The following is a 15,965-nucleotide window of genomic DNA, read 5'->3' as shown; positions in this document are numbered from 1 at the left end:
AGGGAATATTAAATTTTAGAATACGATTTTGGATTTGAAAAATATACATAGCGTTTACTTTATTGGTATTGGAGGCATTGGTATGTCTGCCTTGGCTAGGTATTTCAGGTTTATAGATATTCCCGTTTCTGGATATGACAAAACAGAGACCCCGTTAACAAAAGAATTGGTAAAGACAGGAATTTCTATTCATTACGTCGATGATATAGGGCTGGTTTCAAAACCGTTTTTGAACGCAGAAAAAACTTTAATAGTGTATACACCTGCGGTAGCGGAATCGCACAGCGAATACCAATACTTTAGAAAGCATGGATTTGTAATTAAAAAGCGCTCTGAAGTGCTAGGACTTATTACAAAAGAATCCTTTTGTTTTGCAGTTGCGGGAACGCATGGCAAAACTACCACGTCTTCTATATTGGCGCACTTATTAAAGGAAACCGGCACGCCCTTAACCGCATTTTTAGGTGGTATTTCGGAAGATTTTAATAGTAATTTCCTGTTAGAGGGAACCGACTTTTCCGTAGTAGAGGCAGATGAGTTTGATCGTTCGTTTTTGCGGTTAAGCCCCAATGTTGCATGTATTACGTCTATGGATGCGGATCATTTGGATATTTATGGAAACCCGGATGAATTAACGGCTTCCTTCATCGAATTTACCAAACGCATAAAACCGGGAGGTAAACTTTTTGTTCGCAAAGGTCTGCCTTTGGAGGGTGTAACTTATGGTATAGAGGACGATTCGGATTTTTGTATCCGAAATATAAAAATAGAACAAGGTACCTACATATTTGATTTGGTTGCCCCGAACATTGTTTTGAACGGGGTAAAGTTCAGTAAACCGGGCAGACATAACTTGCTTAATGGTTTGGTTGCTTTTGCCATGGCGATCGAAGCCGGTTCCCCACCGGATCGCCTGGCAAGTGCATTAGGGACATTTAAAGGGGTACAGCGCAGGTTTTCATATAAAATAAACACTTCTGGGTTTGTTTTTATTGATGATTATGCACATCACCCAACGGAAATAGATGCCGTTTTTGATGCGGTTAAAGAAATGCATCCGAACAGGAAGGTATTGGCAGTTTTTCAACCACATCTTTTTTCAAGGACACGCGATTTTGGTGATGAATTTGCGAGAAGTCTATCAAGATTCGATAATGTGTTGTTACTTGAGATTTATCCGGCAAGGGAAATACCGATTGCGGGAATAGATTCGGAATGGTTGCTGGGAAAAATGACGAACACCAATAAACAAAGGGTAAAAAAAGAAGATTTATTGACCGAAATACAGCGTCAAAATCCTGAGGTTCTCATTACTATGGGAGCCGGGGATATTGGTCTAGAAATTGAAAGAATTAAAAATGAACTGACGTATGAGAACGAAATGGAATAACATAAAGTTAATAGCCCTACTATTGGCTATTATGGGAATGTACGCGTTTTCTAACCATAGGAACAATAGGAAAAGTATTGTTAAAATGAAGGTAGAGTTTGAGGGTGACGAGAATCTCTACCTAACCGAGGGATCGGTTAATAAATTGTTAATACAAAATTTTGGTGGGCTGGAAAATGTCCCTAAAGAAAAGATAGCTTTGAATACTGTAGAAAAGGCTATCGAAGCCAATGAAATGGTGAAAAGTGCCCAAGTGTATCTTACTATAGATGGTGAACTTACGTCAAAAATCGTTCAACGTAAACCAATCGGTCGCATAGAGGGAAATTCGAAGTTCTATTTGGATGACGAAGGAAAACGTATGCCGTTTTCGTCTAATCATTCCGCTAGGGTTCCTATAATTACAGGGAATATAACCGGTGAAAGCCTTGAGGATGTATATGTGATTTTGGAATTTATCAATGAGGATAGCTTTTTACGAAAAAATGTAATTGGAATCCATGTTGAGGAAAAGGACAATTATAAGTTGAAATTTAGATTGAATCAATTTGTGGTGAATTTGGGAACTATAGAGAACCTAGAAATAAAGTTCAGCAATTTTAAAGCGTTTTACGCCAAAGCGAACAGGGATAAAACCTTGGAAAATTTTGCCGTTGTAAGTTTAGAATTCAATAATCAGGTAGTGTGCACTAAAATTTAAATGGGAATGGAACAAGCTAATTATTCTGTCGGGTTAGACATCGGAACAACTAAAATCGTTGCCATCATTGGTAAGGAAAACGAATATGGCAAGATCGAGATTTTGGGAATTGGCAAATCCAAAAGCTTGGGTGTTCATCGTGGCGTTGTAAACAATATCACACAAACCATAAAATCCATTCAGCAGGCCGTAGAGGAGGCGGAGGCGAATTCTGGTCTTAAAATCGGTAATGTAGTGGTTGGCATAGCTGGTCAGCACATACGAAGTTTGCAGCATAGCGATTATATCACCAGACCAGATTCCGAAGAGGTTATCGGGGATTTGGATTTGGACAAGCTTGTAAATCAAGTACATAAATTAATTATGCTGCCCGGTGAGGAAATCATTCATGTGCTCCCCCAAGAGTACAAAGTTGATGGTCAGGCAGAGATAAAGCAGCCTATCGGAATGTATGGTGGTCGTTTAGAGGCTAATTTCCATGTAGTTGTCGGGCAGGTAACATCCATTAAAAATGTAGGGCGTTGTATCAAAAGTGCCGGCCTCGGACTAGGTAACATTACCTTGGAGCCATTGGCATCGTCCGATGCGGTTTTAAGTCAGGAAGAAAAAGAAGCAGGTGTAGCGCTTATCGATATAGGAGGTGGTACGACAGATTTAGCCATTTTTAAAGATGGTATTATCAGGCATACGGCAGTTATTCCTTTTGGTGGAGGCATCATTACGGAAGATATTAAAGAAGGCTGTTCAATAATAGAGAAACAGGCAGAATTATTAAAGATGAAATTTGGTTCTGCTTGGCCCGGGGAGAATAGGGATAACGAGATTGTTTCGATTCCTGGTTTACGCGGTAGGGAGCCAAAGGAAATTTCATTGAAAAATCTTTCAAAGATTATTCATGCAAGAGTTGTGGAGATTATTGAGCAGGTCTATGTAGAGGTAAAGAATTACGGGCACGACGAACAAAAGAAAAAGTTAATAGCAGGTATTGTTCTTACCGGTGGTGGAAGTCAGTTAAAGCATTTAAAGCAATTGGTAGAATATATTACGGGAATGGACACCAGAATTGGGTATCCAAACGAGCATTTGGCAGGTGATTCCGATGCGGAAATTGCTAGTCCACTTTACGCGACTGCGGTAGGTTTGCTAATGAACGCCGTAAAAAACCAATCAAAGATGCAAGCCGAGGTTACCTCGGTTGCAGATACTCCCATAGTTGAGGAAGAGGAACGTGAGCATGAACTTCAAACGAACGAACAAAAAAGAAAGGAGCGGAAATCCGTCTTTGATAAATGGTCTGAAAAATTAAAGGAATTTTTAGACAACGCAGAATAGAACAACCTTAGAACATAGCATACAATAACCAGTAATAATAACAATATGAGCAACAGCAGCGAATTTGACAATATCTCTTTTGATCTTCCAAAGAATCAAAGCAATGTAATCAAAGTTATCGGAGTAGGTGGCGGTGGTAGTAATGCCATTAACCACATGTTCCAAGCAGGAATAAACGGAGTGGACTTCGTAATCTGTAATACAGATTCCCAAGCTTTGGACAATAGTCCGGTACCGAATAAAATCCAACTGGGGGTTTCATTGACAGAAGGATTGGGCGCTGGTGCCAACCCGGAAGTCGGGGAGCAAGCCGCTATGGAAAGTATGGAAGACATAAAACGTATGTTGGACAATACCACAAAGATGATATTCATTACCGCAGGAATGGGTGGGGGAACAGGAACTGGTGCTGCTCCCGTAATCGCCAAATTTGCTAAAGAGATGGATGTCCTAACCGTAGGTATCGTAACCATGCCGTTTAATTTTGAAGGGAAAATGCGCTGCGATCAGGCTCAGAAAGGGATAGAAAAACTTAGGAATAACGTAGATTCCTTAATTGTCATCAACAACAACAAACTACGGGAGGTGTACGGTAACCTTGGTTTTAAGGCCGGTTTCTCAAAAGCGGATGAAGTGCTGGCTACAGCTGCAAGGGGAATAGCAGAGGTGATTACACATCATTATACCCAGAACATAGATTTACGGGATGCTAAAACCGTACTTTCCAATAGTGGTACGGCCATTATGGGATCCGCAATTTCTTCTGGTTCCGCAAGGGCGAACGAGGCCATTATGAAAGCCTTGGATTCTCCGTTGTTAAATGATAATAAAATTCACGGTGCTAAAAACGTATTGTTGCTTATCGTTTCCGGAGCCCAAGAAATTACGATCGATGAAATAGGGGAAATCAATGATCATATTCAAATAGAAGCAGGCCACGGTGCAAATATAATAATGGGTGTAGGTGAGGACGAAAGTTTGGGAGAAGCTATTGCCGTAACGGTTATTGCCACGGGATTTAATATAGAACAACAGGACGACATCGTAAATACGGAATCAAAGAAAATAATTCATAACCTTGAAGAGGGCCAGAAAGCAGAAATGAGTCTTATGTCCTCTACTAAAACTGTTCACGTGCTAGAGGAGGATAAGCCAGAAGAAAAACCTCAGGCTAGGTACGAATTACTAAATCAGGGCGATTTTGATTTGATTCCTACCACAAATTATATTAAAAACTTCAATGTTTTTTACGAAGAGGTTGTGGCAAAGGATGTCTCCGAGGATGATTTCGTAATCATCGAATCTTCTGATAATTTAAGGGGAATAGAGGTAGTTGACCCACAAGAAGTGACTAGGCAGAATCAAGAAGACCAATTTACAATAGGTTTTGATCTGCCCTTGGTAACGGATGAAGAGGAGAAGGAAAATGTGATTATGTTCGACCTTAATGATGAGGTCAAGGATATGGATGTAAAGGATAGCGTTGAAATTATCCCGGTATTGGAATATAATAACAAGGGCGAAACCAGATATAGCCTTGACGATTATATGCAACTGGAGAACAAGCTTACCGGAGCAAAGTCAAAAGCTGAGGAATTTGAGCCTAAAATAGTTGAGGACGAGCTCGTTTTTGAAAGAAAAACTGTTGCTCCAAGAGCTCCGGTTAATCAGCCAGAGGAACAATTAGATCCTATGGAAACTCCTATTGAGGAATTACTTAAGGAAAGAGCCGATGAGCGACGACGTAAATTGAAGGATTTCAACTATAAGTTTAAAAACAGTGTAAATAACATAGACGAGTTTGAAAAGCAACCTGCATACAAAAGGCAGGGTGTTGATTTAAATGAGAATAGGAGAGAACAAAAAATTTCTAGGACAAGTTTAAGTGATGACAGCAACAATGATATTCAGTTGCGTTCCAATAACTCATTTTTACATGATAATGTAGATTAATAAGGTATTTCAGTAGTAGTTTTAAACCCGTAAACAAGTCTTGTTTTCGGGTTTATTTTTTATCTTCGCTGCACTAAAAACTTATGAATATGGGACTGCAACAATTGGTAATGGATCAAATGAAAACAGCGATGAAAGCTAAGGATTCGGTTGCATTAGAATCACTACGTGCTATTAAGTCCGCTCTACTATTGGCGCAGACCAGTGGGGAGGGAGCGCTTACGGAAGAGGATGAAGTAAAGTTGGTGCAAAAATTAGTAAAGCAACGAAAGGATAGCGCAGCCATATTTAGCGAACAAGGTAGACAGGACTTAGCTGATCCGGAATTGGCTCAAATTGCGGTTTTGGAGCAGTTTTTGCCGGAGCAATTAGCCGATGAGGAAATTGAGAAAGTGGTAGTACAAACTATCGCGGCAACAGGGGCATCAGGAATGAAGGATATGGGGAAGGTCATGGGAATGGTTTCAAAGGAATTAGCCGGTAGAGCAGATGGTAAAACTATTTCCGCCATTGTTAAAAATAAGTTGGGTTAAAGTATTGAAATAGCAATAAGAAATTCTATTTTTGAACCTTGAAGTAGAATCAATGGCCGCGTGGCGCAACTGAATAGCGCATCAGATTTCGGCTCTGAGGGTTGGGGGTTTGAATCCCTCCGCGGTCACGACACTCAAGAACCATGCTTAGGAGAGCATGGTTTTGTGTTTTTTGGGAGTATCACAAAGCGCGGCTTTGTGTAAGCGACCAGAAAATACAAAACTAGCACCGCTTTTTCCGCGGTGCGTGGTTTCTTATTTGCAACATTGAGCGTATTAGGGATATGCAATCCCTCCGCGGTCACTAAAAGCAGAAAACCACGTCACTTTTGACGTGGTTTTGTGTTTTTTGAAAAAACTGAGGCATTGGCCTCAAAGTTTTGGAGACAATAGAAAACTAGGGGGATAGCCCCTAAGCCATAATGTAAGCTTCCCTTTTATTTAAACAATCCATAGTTCAATATTAGTTGCATAATTTCCACATTAGTATTAATTTGCATCAATAATATTAATTTTGGTTCAAAATGGCAGTAATCAGAAAATCTATCACATTTACGGAGCAACAGGAGGCTTTTGTAAAAAGCCTGATCGAACAGGGTTTTTATACGAATGACAGTGAATATGTCAGAGATATCATCCGGAAGGACCAAGAGCGAAGAAAGCGTATTGTTGATTTGAATGAGGCACTTATCGATGGCATTGAAAGTGGACCGTCCGATGCGACTTTAGATAGCATTTGGAAAGAAGCCATAAATGAGCAAAATGCCGAAGAATAGCTATATAATAAGTGTCAAGGCGAAGAGGGATATCAAGTCGATCGCCAAATACACGATTAAAGAATTCGGGGAACGACAATCTCTAAAATATGCCAAAGGCCTAAAGAAGGTTTTGGAAGAATTGGCCAATAACCCAGAATTGGGTAAAAGATACGTTGCAGTCAAAAATAAAATGCTACTGCGGTATCGATATAAGTCACATGTAATTTTCTACTATATGAATCAGAAAGGAATATTCATAGTCCGAGTCCTCGGTGGCATGATAGACTTTTCAAAACACCTTAAGTAAAGTTCAATAAAACGATTCCTTTAAACGTACTGTCGGTATGTTCTTTTATATTTTCAGAAATACATATTACTCCATTCAAAATACTTGTAACAAAAACAGTAAAAGTTTGTTACAAAGTATTTCACTTGTAAGGTAGGCAAAACAGACGGTCGGCCTATTTTAATTGTTCATGTTTGAAAAGTTCAACTGGTGGGATTTTGAAATAATTAAATGGACATCTTCCTTCAAGAAGTTTGAACTCTGTTCGTTTTGGGTTACTAACAGAACAAACCATCTTTTAGTAAATGCTTTATTGATGAATTATAGCCTTATAATTTGTTGGTGATATCCCAAATAATCATCTTCGCATGAACTCTGGAATTTTCTATAAACCATTTATGGGTTTCCATGCCGCCACATATAACCCCGGCGAGGTAAAGACCCTTTACGTTGCTTTCCATGGTTTCCGAGTTGTATTCCGGTAGTTTTTTTTCGTCATCACTTAAATTGATTCCAAGTGATTTTAGAAAAGTAAAATTAGGTTTATAGCCGGTAAGGGCAAGAACAAAATCGTTTTTGAGCGTCTTACCACCCTCAGGTGTATCTAATCGGATTTCTTTTGGGGTTATGGCTGTAACGGTGCTATTGTAGTAGGCGATAATGCTGCCTTCTTCGATCCTATTGATAATATCCGGGCGCACCCAGTATTTTACACGTTGCCCTACTTCCGGCCCTCTAATAATCAGGCTTACTTCGGCTCCCTTTCGGTAACATTCCAACGCAGCATCCACGGCGGAATTGCTAGCACCGATAACGGCAAGTTTTTGCCCCGCATAATAATGGGGGTCCTTGTAATAATGGGACACTTTTTCTAAGGATTCTCCGGGTACATTTAATGTATTGGGTATATCGTAAAACCCAGTGGCAATAATTACATTGGAAGCCGAGTAAGTGCTCTTTACCGTTTGTACGTTAAACTGATGACCTGTATTCACAAGCTTATCAACTTTCTCGAATAAATTGATGTTGAGCTTATTGGAAGTAACGATTCTTCTGTAGTACTCCAAGGCCTCGTCGCGTTTTGGTTTGGCCTCCTTGCTTATAAAAGGTATCTCGTCGATTTCCAATTTTTCGGAGGATGAAAAAAACTGCATGTTGGCCGGATAGTTGAAGAGCGAGTTTACTATAGGACCTTTTTCTAAAATTAGATAGCTGAGTCCATTTTTTTTTGCTTCGAGTCCGCATGCGATTCCGATGGGGCCTCCTCCAACAATAATAACATCCAAGTGTTCCATTATGCCTTTAGGCTTTTTATGGTTGCAATGGGGTCAGTGCTCTTAAATACAAAGCTTCCGGCTACCAAGACGTCTGCACCTGCTGCGACCAATTCTTTTGCATTTGCAGTAGAAACACCACCATCGATTTCAATTAAAGCCTTACTTCCCCTTGCGGTGATCAGTGCTTTTAAGGCTCTTACTTTATCAAAGGTATTGGCAATAAAGGATTGTCCTCCAAATCCTGGGTTTACACTCATTACACAGACCAAATCGATATCTTGGATTATATTTTCCAAAAGCTGTACCGGTGTATGTGGATTTAAGGCCACCCCAGCTTTCATGCCGGCCACTTTTATGGCCTGTAAGGTTCTGTGTAAATGTGTACAGGCTTCGTAATGCACGGTAAGGTAGGTTGCTCCCAAGTTGGCAAACTCTTTTATATACCTGTCCGGGTCCACGATCATTAAATGTACGTCCAAAGGTTTTGTGGCATGTTTTTGAATGGCTTTTACTACCGGCATTCCGTATGAAATATTAGGTACAAAAACGCCGTCCATTACATCGATATGGTGCCAATCGGCATCACTGTTGTTCACTAATTCAACATCGCGTTGCAGGTTGCCAAAGTCCGCGGCGAGCAGAGAGGGCGCTATTTTTGTCTTTTGCATTTTATGACTGCTATATATTCAGTGCAAAAATAGTGAATTGCGTTTTTCCATAGGCACTTGTGTTGCCATTTACGGATGCCCTTTGCCAAAGTACTGTATAAGGTCGCTTTCTGCTGCTATATATCCGAAAGAACTCCATGATGGGCTTTCCACCAAATTGGTCATTAGGTTTTTGGCTGTTTCCTTATCATTATGGTAGAAATACCAATTAGAAAGTCCATAGGCCACGGCATCATTAGACGGATTACCGGTTTCGGTTCGTAAAAGGGAATCAACGGGAATCAACGCTTTGTACAATTTACAAAGTTCGTGGTAGCTTTGATTTTCTATTACCTTCATTTTGGCCGTAATCGGTTTCAATATTTCTTGGGCCATTGTTTCATTTCCAAGCCTGCGTTGAATCATATAGAGCCAATGTGTGCTTGAAACAATATTATCTGGAAGATCGCTCGATTCCCTACATTTTACAAAAGCATCAAAAGCTTTTTGATAATTGTGTTCAAGGTAATACGCCAATCCTAAATGATACCAAATGTTTCCATGCAATGTGCTTACGGGAATATTTTGGGCATTTGGCATACCGTCGGGTTCTATTTCATTATCCGTACCTTGTATTAACTGGCCTGCTTTCTCCAAATCTGATATCGCTTCTTTGAACTTGCGGATGGAGATATACCTATGACCTCGATGCCTATACAATCTAGGTTCCTGTGGGTGTTTTTTTATCCCTTCGCTATAAATGGCAATTGCCTCGTTATAACGACCTAGATAAGCCGTTCTTCTACCGTACCAAATTAGGGACTCTACGTTGGCAGCATTGGAATCGTATTTTTCTTTTGCTTCTTTATATTGTCCCATAAGTTTTTCCGAGGGTTCGGCAATGACTATTGTTTTGTTTAAAGGTGTTGTGAAGATAACCGGTTTTTCCGCCACCACCTTTTTACGCTCTTGATTGTTTTTTTTGGTGTCCTTACAATTTATAAATAGCAAGCTGGCGATGACCGGTAAAAAGAGTATTAATGCTTTACCTGCGACAATTTTCATCATTATCATTTATTTATTCAGAGATTTCAATTTCATCAAACCCCGTATTCTTCAGCGTGGTATTTACCTTTGGTAGATGCTTCTGCATCACGGTGTTTAGTTTGTCCAAGTGTTGATCTAACGCTGCGGAAAGCTCTTTGAATACCTTGTACGCACCATCCGTAGGTCTTGCATCACCGGTTTCCACGCTTCTTCTTAATGAGGCCAGTCTATTGTTCAGTTTTATAGGGAAATTCAATGGATCTTGATTGGATTGATTTTTTACTTGATACAAATCTTCCTCAATTTCTGAAATTGCTACAATAAATGGGTCAACAGTCTTTTTCCAGTCCCTACTCGCAATCTTCTTTTTGGCAGGTTCTAACTGGTTTTTAATTTCCCTGATTTTGATAACGGTGCGGTTGGCCTTGTCCGTTTTTTCCATAATGTTCTTGGACAATTCAAATTGCTCGTCCAGATGGTCTTTTGTTATCCCTTTTAGGTTAGGATCTATTTCAATAGCAAAATCATAGGTTTTTTCTTGATTCGGAGTTTTCATACGAATCTTATAATCTCCCAATGGAGCTTTAGGTCCTCTTGTAGGTCTAGCGCTCCAAATAATCATTCCTTCAAAATCGATAGCACCCGGATAACGTAGGTCCCACGTAAAGGTGTTCAGCCCTTTAGCCGTGGTCGGTTTGGAAGACCCGCCTTTTTGCCACCAAGGAAGGTCCGGGTCTTCTTCATATTTCGCCTTGCTACCGGTAAAGGTATCTATCAGTGCACCCTGTGCATCCAATATTTCAAAAGTAATGGTGTCTAATTCCTGTTGCAGATAATATTGGATTTTTGCGTCCGAAATACCTCTTATGGCATTCGATGGTCGGAACAGTACCGCGGATTGGTTTTTCATTTCTTCCTGATATTGTCGTAAGGGATGGATGTCGTCCAAGATCCAAAAACCCCTTCCGTGTGTTCCCAAGACCACATCATTGTCCTTGATTACCAAATCCCGTATGGGGGTATCCGGAAGTTTTAATTGAAGTGATTGCCACGAATCACCATCATTTGCGGAAAAATAAACCCCATGCTCCGTGCCTAGAAATAGAAGTCCTTTTCGTACTGGGTCCTCCCGTACGGCTCTTGCGAAATGCCCATCGGCAATACCGGTAATAATTTTGCTCCATGTTTTTCCGTAATCATGTGTTTTGAAGACGTAGGGTTGGCGATCATCCACTTGATAACGGTTAGCAGCTACATATAAGGTTCCCGGGCTATGCACGGATTCTTCTATGATACTTACACGAGAAAATTTGGGAAGTTCCGCCGGGGTGATGTCCTGCCAGTTGCTGCCACCATCCCTGGTAATATGGATTTTACCATCATCTGATCCAGCCCATATCGTATTGATGTCATGAAAAGATGGTGCTAGGGCAAAGACAGTGGCATATATTTCCGGTCCGTTCATATCCATGGTGATCACACCGCCGGTTTTTCCTAGGGTACTTGGGTCTGCATAAGTAAGGTCCGGACTTATTTTGGTCCAAGACTGACCATCATCCGTTGTTTTCCATACATGTTGAGAGCAGGTGTACATGACCTTGGAATCCTGTGGGGCAAACATGATAGGAAAGGTCCATTGCCATCTTTCCGGTAAGGCACTAGCAGGTTCTCCGGAGAAGAATCTAGGATAGACCTGTATGTCCCTGATCTGTCCGTTACTTCTGTCGTATCGCGTTAATAATGCGCCTTGGCTGCCAGCGTAAAAAACATCCTTGTTCTCCGGATGTTGGGTAATCCAACCGCTTTCGCCGCCGCCAACGGCATAGTACCAACCGTGGTTGGGGCCTCTGGCTTGCTTATGTTCCCAGCCCTCGCTGGGTACCGCCACGGTACTATTGTCCTGTTGTGCCCCTGCTACATGGTAAGGAACATCGCTGGTAGCCATTACGTGGTATAGTTGTGTGGTACTATAATCCTGCTCCGTCCAACTTTTACCGCCATTGATACTGACGTTTCCCCCTCCATCGTTGGAATTTATCATACGATCAGGATTGTTTGGGTCTATCCATAGATCATGATTGTCACCATGGGGAACCTTAATGGTAATGTCAAAAGTTTTACCACCATCCGTAGATTTGTAGAAACCGGTATTTAAACAATAGACCGTTTCTTTGTCTTTTGGGTCCGCATAAATTCTGGAATAATAAAAGGCTCTTTGGCGTAATTTACGTTCATCATTGGTGCGTGTCCAAGTTTTACCGGCATCATCGGAACGAAAAACACCACCTTCGTTCGCTTCCACTATGGCCCAGACCCTATTGGAATCTACGGGTGAAACGGTTACCCCAATTTTTCCTATGGGAGGAGCGGGCATTCCGCTGTTACTTGTGAGATCCGTCCAATTTTCGCCACCGTCCGTTGATTTCCATAGTTTGCTGTCGCCACCGCCGCCCCACATTTTCCAGGCTTTGCGTTGTACTTGCCAGGTTGACGCATAGATCACTTGTGGGTCGTTTTGGTCAATTATTAGGTCTACGGCACCGGCCTTATCGCTCACATACAATACTTTTTTCCAGGTTTTGCCACCATCGATCGTTTTAAAAACCCCTCGTTCTTCATTGTCGCCATAAGGATGTCCTAATGCTGCCACATATACGATATTTGCATCCGTAGGGTGTATTCGAATCCTTGCGACAGCCTGAGTTTCCTTTAGGCCTACATGCTCCCAGTTCTCACCGGCATCGCTACTTTTGTAGACGCCGTCTCCTTGGGTAATGCTGCCACGTAATTGCACTTCGCCCATGCCTATATAAACGATATCGGGGTCCGATTCCGATACGGCCACGGCTCCAACGGAAGAACTGGTAAGTTGTCCGTCCGTAACCGGTTTCCATTCGTTGCCGCCATCTACTGTTTTCCAAAGTCCGCCACCGGTGGCGCCAAAGTAGTATTCATTGGGTCGGGATGGGCTTCCTGCGCATCCCAGTGATCGTCCTCCTCTAAGTGGCCCGATGTTTCGCCATTCCAGACCTTCATAAAAAGAAGCGGGAATAACTTCATTTGAAACACTAATTTGCGAATCGTTGTTGGTTTGACCGTTTAGAACGGCACCCATGATACATGCGATTAAGGTAAGTAAACGTGATAAAGTTTTCATTTTTTAATGGTTGTGATAGGATGAAATTTATTTTTCTGCCGAATAAATTTTATGACTACGGTCTCCCCCTGCCTGCAAATACGCAAAAAGATCTTTGATTTCTTTTGGATTCAGTCGGTTTAATAATCCAGAAGGCATAGGGGATAGTGGCGATAATTCTTTTTTGACGATGTTATCTTTTTGGATATCGATCGTATAGGTGTCGTTAAATGGGTTGGGCATCAAAACAACGGTGGCATCGGTTTCCGATTTAATCCGGCCCGATAGTTTTTTGCCGTCTTTTAAATGGAACAAGGTGTTGGCATATTGATCTGATATTTCATCATTAGGGCTGTAGGTGGCAAACAGCATCTCGTAGTTGCCAAATTTGGTATGGGCCTGGGTCAAATCCGGTCCTACCGCAGCTCCTTCTCCCCGCATTCTATGGCATAGAATACACATACCTGCTTCAAAGGCACGTTTTCCTTTTTCAAAATCTACTTTGTAATCGGCCAATTCCGCTCCCCAAACTACACTGCCTATTTCATTTGCACCGTATTGTTGCCCTGGCCCAATAGGTGCAGGTAATTCTGCAATGGCCGTTTCGGGGGAATAGACACCGGACAATTCCTGGAAATAGTTCTTTTCATTATCGGGAACATGTTGCATAGCTGTCAAACGGATATTTTCCATCCCTGGTTTAAAGCTAAGGCCACCTTTCGCGTTCAGCACATCATAAAACCATTGAAAGTAGGATGATCTGCTTTCTTTGGTCCATCCTTTATCGGCATGGCTCAGTAATACCCCATAATAAATAGCTTCTGTTGGTGGCATTTTAGCTATGATTTCCCTGATTAGTGGTCCATATTGCTCACTGCGTTCCGTAACTTCAGATGAGAGGAACGCTGTTTGGCCTGCAGTGCCTTCTTGGGTGTGGCGTTGCAATAATGCCACAAGTTGTTGCGTGCTGTTTTCGGGGTCTAAATACAACATTAACTGACCCAGCTCCCGGTTAATTTTGTCACTGGTGTTCGGAAAATTGGATTTCAATTGGTTTGCCACTAATTTTTTATCCGAAGCCTTTGGTTCGCCCATACGGATAAAAAGCAACTGGTAGGCGCGAAGAAGATTTAACTGCTGCTCGGCCGTCTGGTCTTTTAAGGCCACGCTATTTAGTTTCTTTAGTATTTTGGATTGTAAGGCAGCATCGCCCTGGTGCGCCAAAGCAATACTGGCTTCGATGATTTTTACACTATTATTTTCGGATAAAAATTTAGTTTCCCATTGGTCCGTAGGTTGGTGCTCCAAAGCAACGCGTGCGGCATATCGTATAAAACGGTCTTCATGATCTAAATGATTCCATGCTAGCGCAACGGCTTCTGGATCTTTTGCCGAATGGTACTTTTCAAGACGGTGCCGTAATTCCCTGAGTTGCTGTTCATCATTTTCCTCCTCAATTTTGAACTCGCTCTTTGCAGCTCCTGTATATCTTAATCGAAATACATGTGAATCTATCCTACGACCACCCGTTGCAAAGTAGAGATGGCCATCATTACCGGCGATCATATCCGTTAAGGGGAGCGGAGTGCCAGAGAGGAATTCTTTGCGCACCGCGGTATAGCTACTTCCTTTGGCTTTTAAGTCCGCAAAGTAAATAGTACCAAAGCTCCAGTCCATTACAAAAAGGCCGTTCGAATATTCATTAGGGAAATTGAGTGTTTGTCCTGAAAGTACCGCTGTGGGCGAGCCCTGCTCTAAATTGTGTACCGCTGGCAACGCATCAGGATAATATTCCGGCCATTTTCCAGATCCGGTTCTCCAGCCATACTCACTTCCACTGGTCACGTGACATATTCTCGTAGGTCTATACCAAGGCATGCCTATGTCCCATTCCATATCGGCATCATAGGTGAATAATTCGCCATCGGCATTAAAAGCCATATCAAAGGGATTACGGTAGCCTGCGGAAATTAATTCCCATTCTGTACCATCTGGGTTGAATTTACAGATCCATCCGCCAGGTGCTGTTATATCATTGGCATGTCCCCGGGCATCCAAATAGGGTTTAAAAAGGTTGTCCTCTCCCCAGTTGGTGGGGATTCTACTATTTTCTTTAAGTTGGTCGGGAACCAAGGTATGGTTGCCTGCAATAAAATAGATTTCTTTGCCGTCCGGGGAAGGCACGAAACTATGTGGCCCATGCTCACCGCCTCCTTCAAGTCTGAGCAACATGGTTACCGTATCCAAGGTTCCATCGGTATCGGTATCCGTAATTCTGTAAATTCCGCTTCCGTTTTTAACTCCTTCGCGCCAATGCTTGTTCACGGCTACGTATAGGCTATTATGGGCCCAAAGCAGTCCGTGAGCTTCACCTATTTCTAATTCCAAGGGGTGTACGTCATCCGGTACTAGTGTTTGTCCAATGTCCGGTGCTTTAAAACTATAGATTTTACCATATTGATCACAGGCAAAAATGGTGTTGTCACCACCCTGAGCCATGGCTACCCAGGATCCTTGGTCGTTTTTGCTGGGTTGATAGAGTTCTTCCAAAACAAAACCTTCCGGAATATTGAATTCTATTTTAGTTGCGTCTTCAAAAGCAGCACTGACAGTGCTATCGTTTTTGCAGGACAGAAATATACAGCCAAGGAAGAACAGTAGCAGAGTAGTGTATCGCATAGTTTTGAAAAATAGTGGTTCCTATAAAAATAATAAAAACTAAGGTAGTATGTCGCTATATTGGTAAATGGTTGAAAATGTAGCACACTAGTGCAGTATTACTAACATATACGATAATTGTTGCAAGTACCATTGGTGTTATGGATAGTGTTTGTGTTAATTTAACGCATTGAAATAGATTACCATGGTTCGGGATCTACGTTACCACGGATTTTGAATGTTGGTAA

Annotated in this window: 12 protein-coding genes and 1 tRNA gene; 8 read left to right on the top strand and 5 right to left on the bottom strand. The window is 41.7% G+C overall.

The window, feature by feature from the left end; translation table 11 throughout:
* The first annotated feature begins 28 nt into the window (after positions 1-28).
* The 8 genes from murC to ACFQZJ_RS17465 all read left to right on the top strand — a co-directional run bounded on the left by murC (position 29) and on the right by ACFQZJ_RS17465 (position 6,973).
* On the top strand, positions 29-1,390 hold the full coding sequence (murC, locus tag ACFQZJ_RS17500) for a UDP-N-acetylmuramate--L-alanine ligase (RefSeq protein ID WP_379936211.1): 1,362 nt from the start codon (positions 29-31) through the stop codon (positions 1,388-1,390).
* Positions 1,371-2,090 (top strand): cell division protein FtsQ/DivIB, encoded by a 720-nt coding sequence (locus ACFQZJ_RS17495; protein ID WP_379936210.1) that lies wholly within the window; start codon positions 1,371-1,373, stop codon positions 2,088-2,090. The genes murC and ACFQZJ_RS17495 overlap by 20 nt, the downstream gene beginning before the upstream one ends.
* Before the next feature lie 6 nt (positions 2,091-2,096).
* Positions 2,097-3,422: a cell division protein FtsA gene (gene ftsA / locus ACFQZJ_RS17490; protein ID WP_379936208.1), complete on the top strand. Its 1,326-nt coding sequence runs from the start codon at positions 2,097-2,099 to the stop codon at positions 3,420-3,422.
* Positions 3,423-3,467: 45 nt separating this feature from the next.
* Complete coding sequence (gene ftsZ / locus ACFQZJ_RS17485) at positions 3,468-5,375, top strand: cell division protein FtsZ (RefSeq protein WP_379936206.1); 1,908 nt, start codon at positions 3,468-3,470, stop codon at positions 5,373-5,375.
* Positions 5,376-5,464: 89 nt separating this feature from the next.
* Positions 5,465-5,908 (top strand): GatB/YqeY domain-containing protein, encoded by a 444-nt coding sequence (locus ACFQZJ_RS17480; RefSeq protein WP_379936205.1) that lies wholly within the window; start codon positions 5,465-5,467, stop codon positions 5,906-5,908.
* A 54-nt stretch (positions 5,909-5,962) separates the two neighbouring features.
* Positions 5,963-6,036: transfer RNA gene (locus tag ACFQZJ_RS17475), tRNA-Arg, on the top strand.
* A gap of 396 nt (positions 6,037-6,432) precedes the next feature.
* Positions 6,433-6,684 carry a type II toxin-antitoxin system ParD family antitoxin gene (locus tag ACFQZJ_RS17470; protein ID WP_379936203.1) on the top strand — a complete coding sequence of 84 codons (252 nt, stop codon included), beginning with the start codon at positions 6,433-6,435 and terminating at the stop codon, positions 6,682-6,684.
* Positions 6,671-6,973 carry a type II toxin-antitoxin system RelE/ParE family toxin gene (locus ACFQZJ_RS17465; protein ID WP_379936201.1) on the top strand — a complete coding sequence of 101 codons (303 nt, stop codon included), beginning with the start codon at positions 6,671-6,673 and terminating at the stop codon, positions 6,971-6,973. Before ACFQZJ_RS17470 ends, ACFQZJ_RS17465 begins: the two co-directional genes overlap by 14 nt.
* A 308-nt stretch (positions 6,974-7,281) precedes the next feature.
* Here the strand turns inward: ACFQZJ_RS17465 and ACFQZJ_RS17460 are convergent, their stop codons facing one another.
* The 5 genes from ACFQZJ_RS17460 to ACFQZJ_RS17440 all read right to left on the bottom strand — a co-directional run bounded on the left by ACFQZJ_RS17460 (position 7,282) and on the right by ACFQZJ_RS17440 (position 15,738).
* Positions 7,282-8,247: a YpdA family putative bacillithiol disulfide reductase gene (locus tag ACFQZJ_RS17460; RefSeq protein WP_379936200.1), complete on the bottom strand. Its 966-nt coding sequence runs from the start codon at positions 8,245-8,247 to the stop codon at positions 7,282-7,284.
* Positions 8,247-8,897 (bottom strand): ribulose-phosphate 3-epimerase, encoded by a 651-nt coding sequence (gene rpe, locus ACFQZJ_RS17455; protein ID WP_379936199.1) that lies wholly within the window; start codon positions 8,895-8,897, stop codon positions 8,247-8,249. Before rpe ends, ACFQZJ_RS17460 begins: the two co-directional genes overlap by 1 nt.
* Positions 8,898-8,966: 69 nt before the next feature.
* Positions 8,967-9,944 carry a tetratricopeptide repeat protein gene (locus ACFQZJ_RS17450; protein WP_379936198.1) on the bottom strand — a complete coding sequence of 326 codons (978 nt, stop codon included), beginning with the start codon at positions 9,942-9,944 and terminating at the stop codon, positions 8,967-8,969.
* Between the two features lie 10 nt (positions 9,945-9,954).
* Complete coding sequence (locus ACFQZJ_RS17445; RefSeq protein ID WP_379936197.1) at positions 9,955-13,080, bottom strand: VPS10 domain-containing protein; 3,126 nt, start codon at positions 13,078-13,080, stop codon at positions 9,955-9,957.
* A gap of 27 nt (positions 13,081-13,107) precedes the next feature.
* Positions 13,108-15,738 (bottom strand): hypothetical protein, encoded by a 2,631-nt coding sequence (locus ACFQZJ_RS17440; RefSeq protein WP_379936195.1) that lies wholly within the window; start codon positions 15,736-15,738, stop codon positions 13,108-13,110.
* Positions 15,739-15,965 lie beyond the last annotated feature (227 nt).

The sequence above is a fragment of the Maribacter chungangensis genome (genome assembly GCF_042676845.1).
GTDB classification, from domain to species: Bacteria; Bacteroidota; Bacteroidia; order Flavobacteriales; family Flavobacteriaceae; genus Maribacter; species Maribacter chungangensis.
The sequence above is the reverse complement of the archived record's forward strand: the minus strand, read 5'-3'. Positions and strand labels throughout refer to the sequence as shown.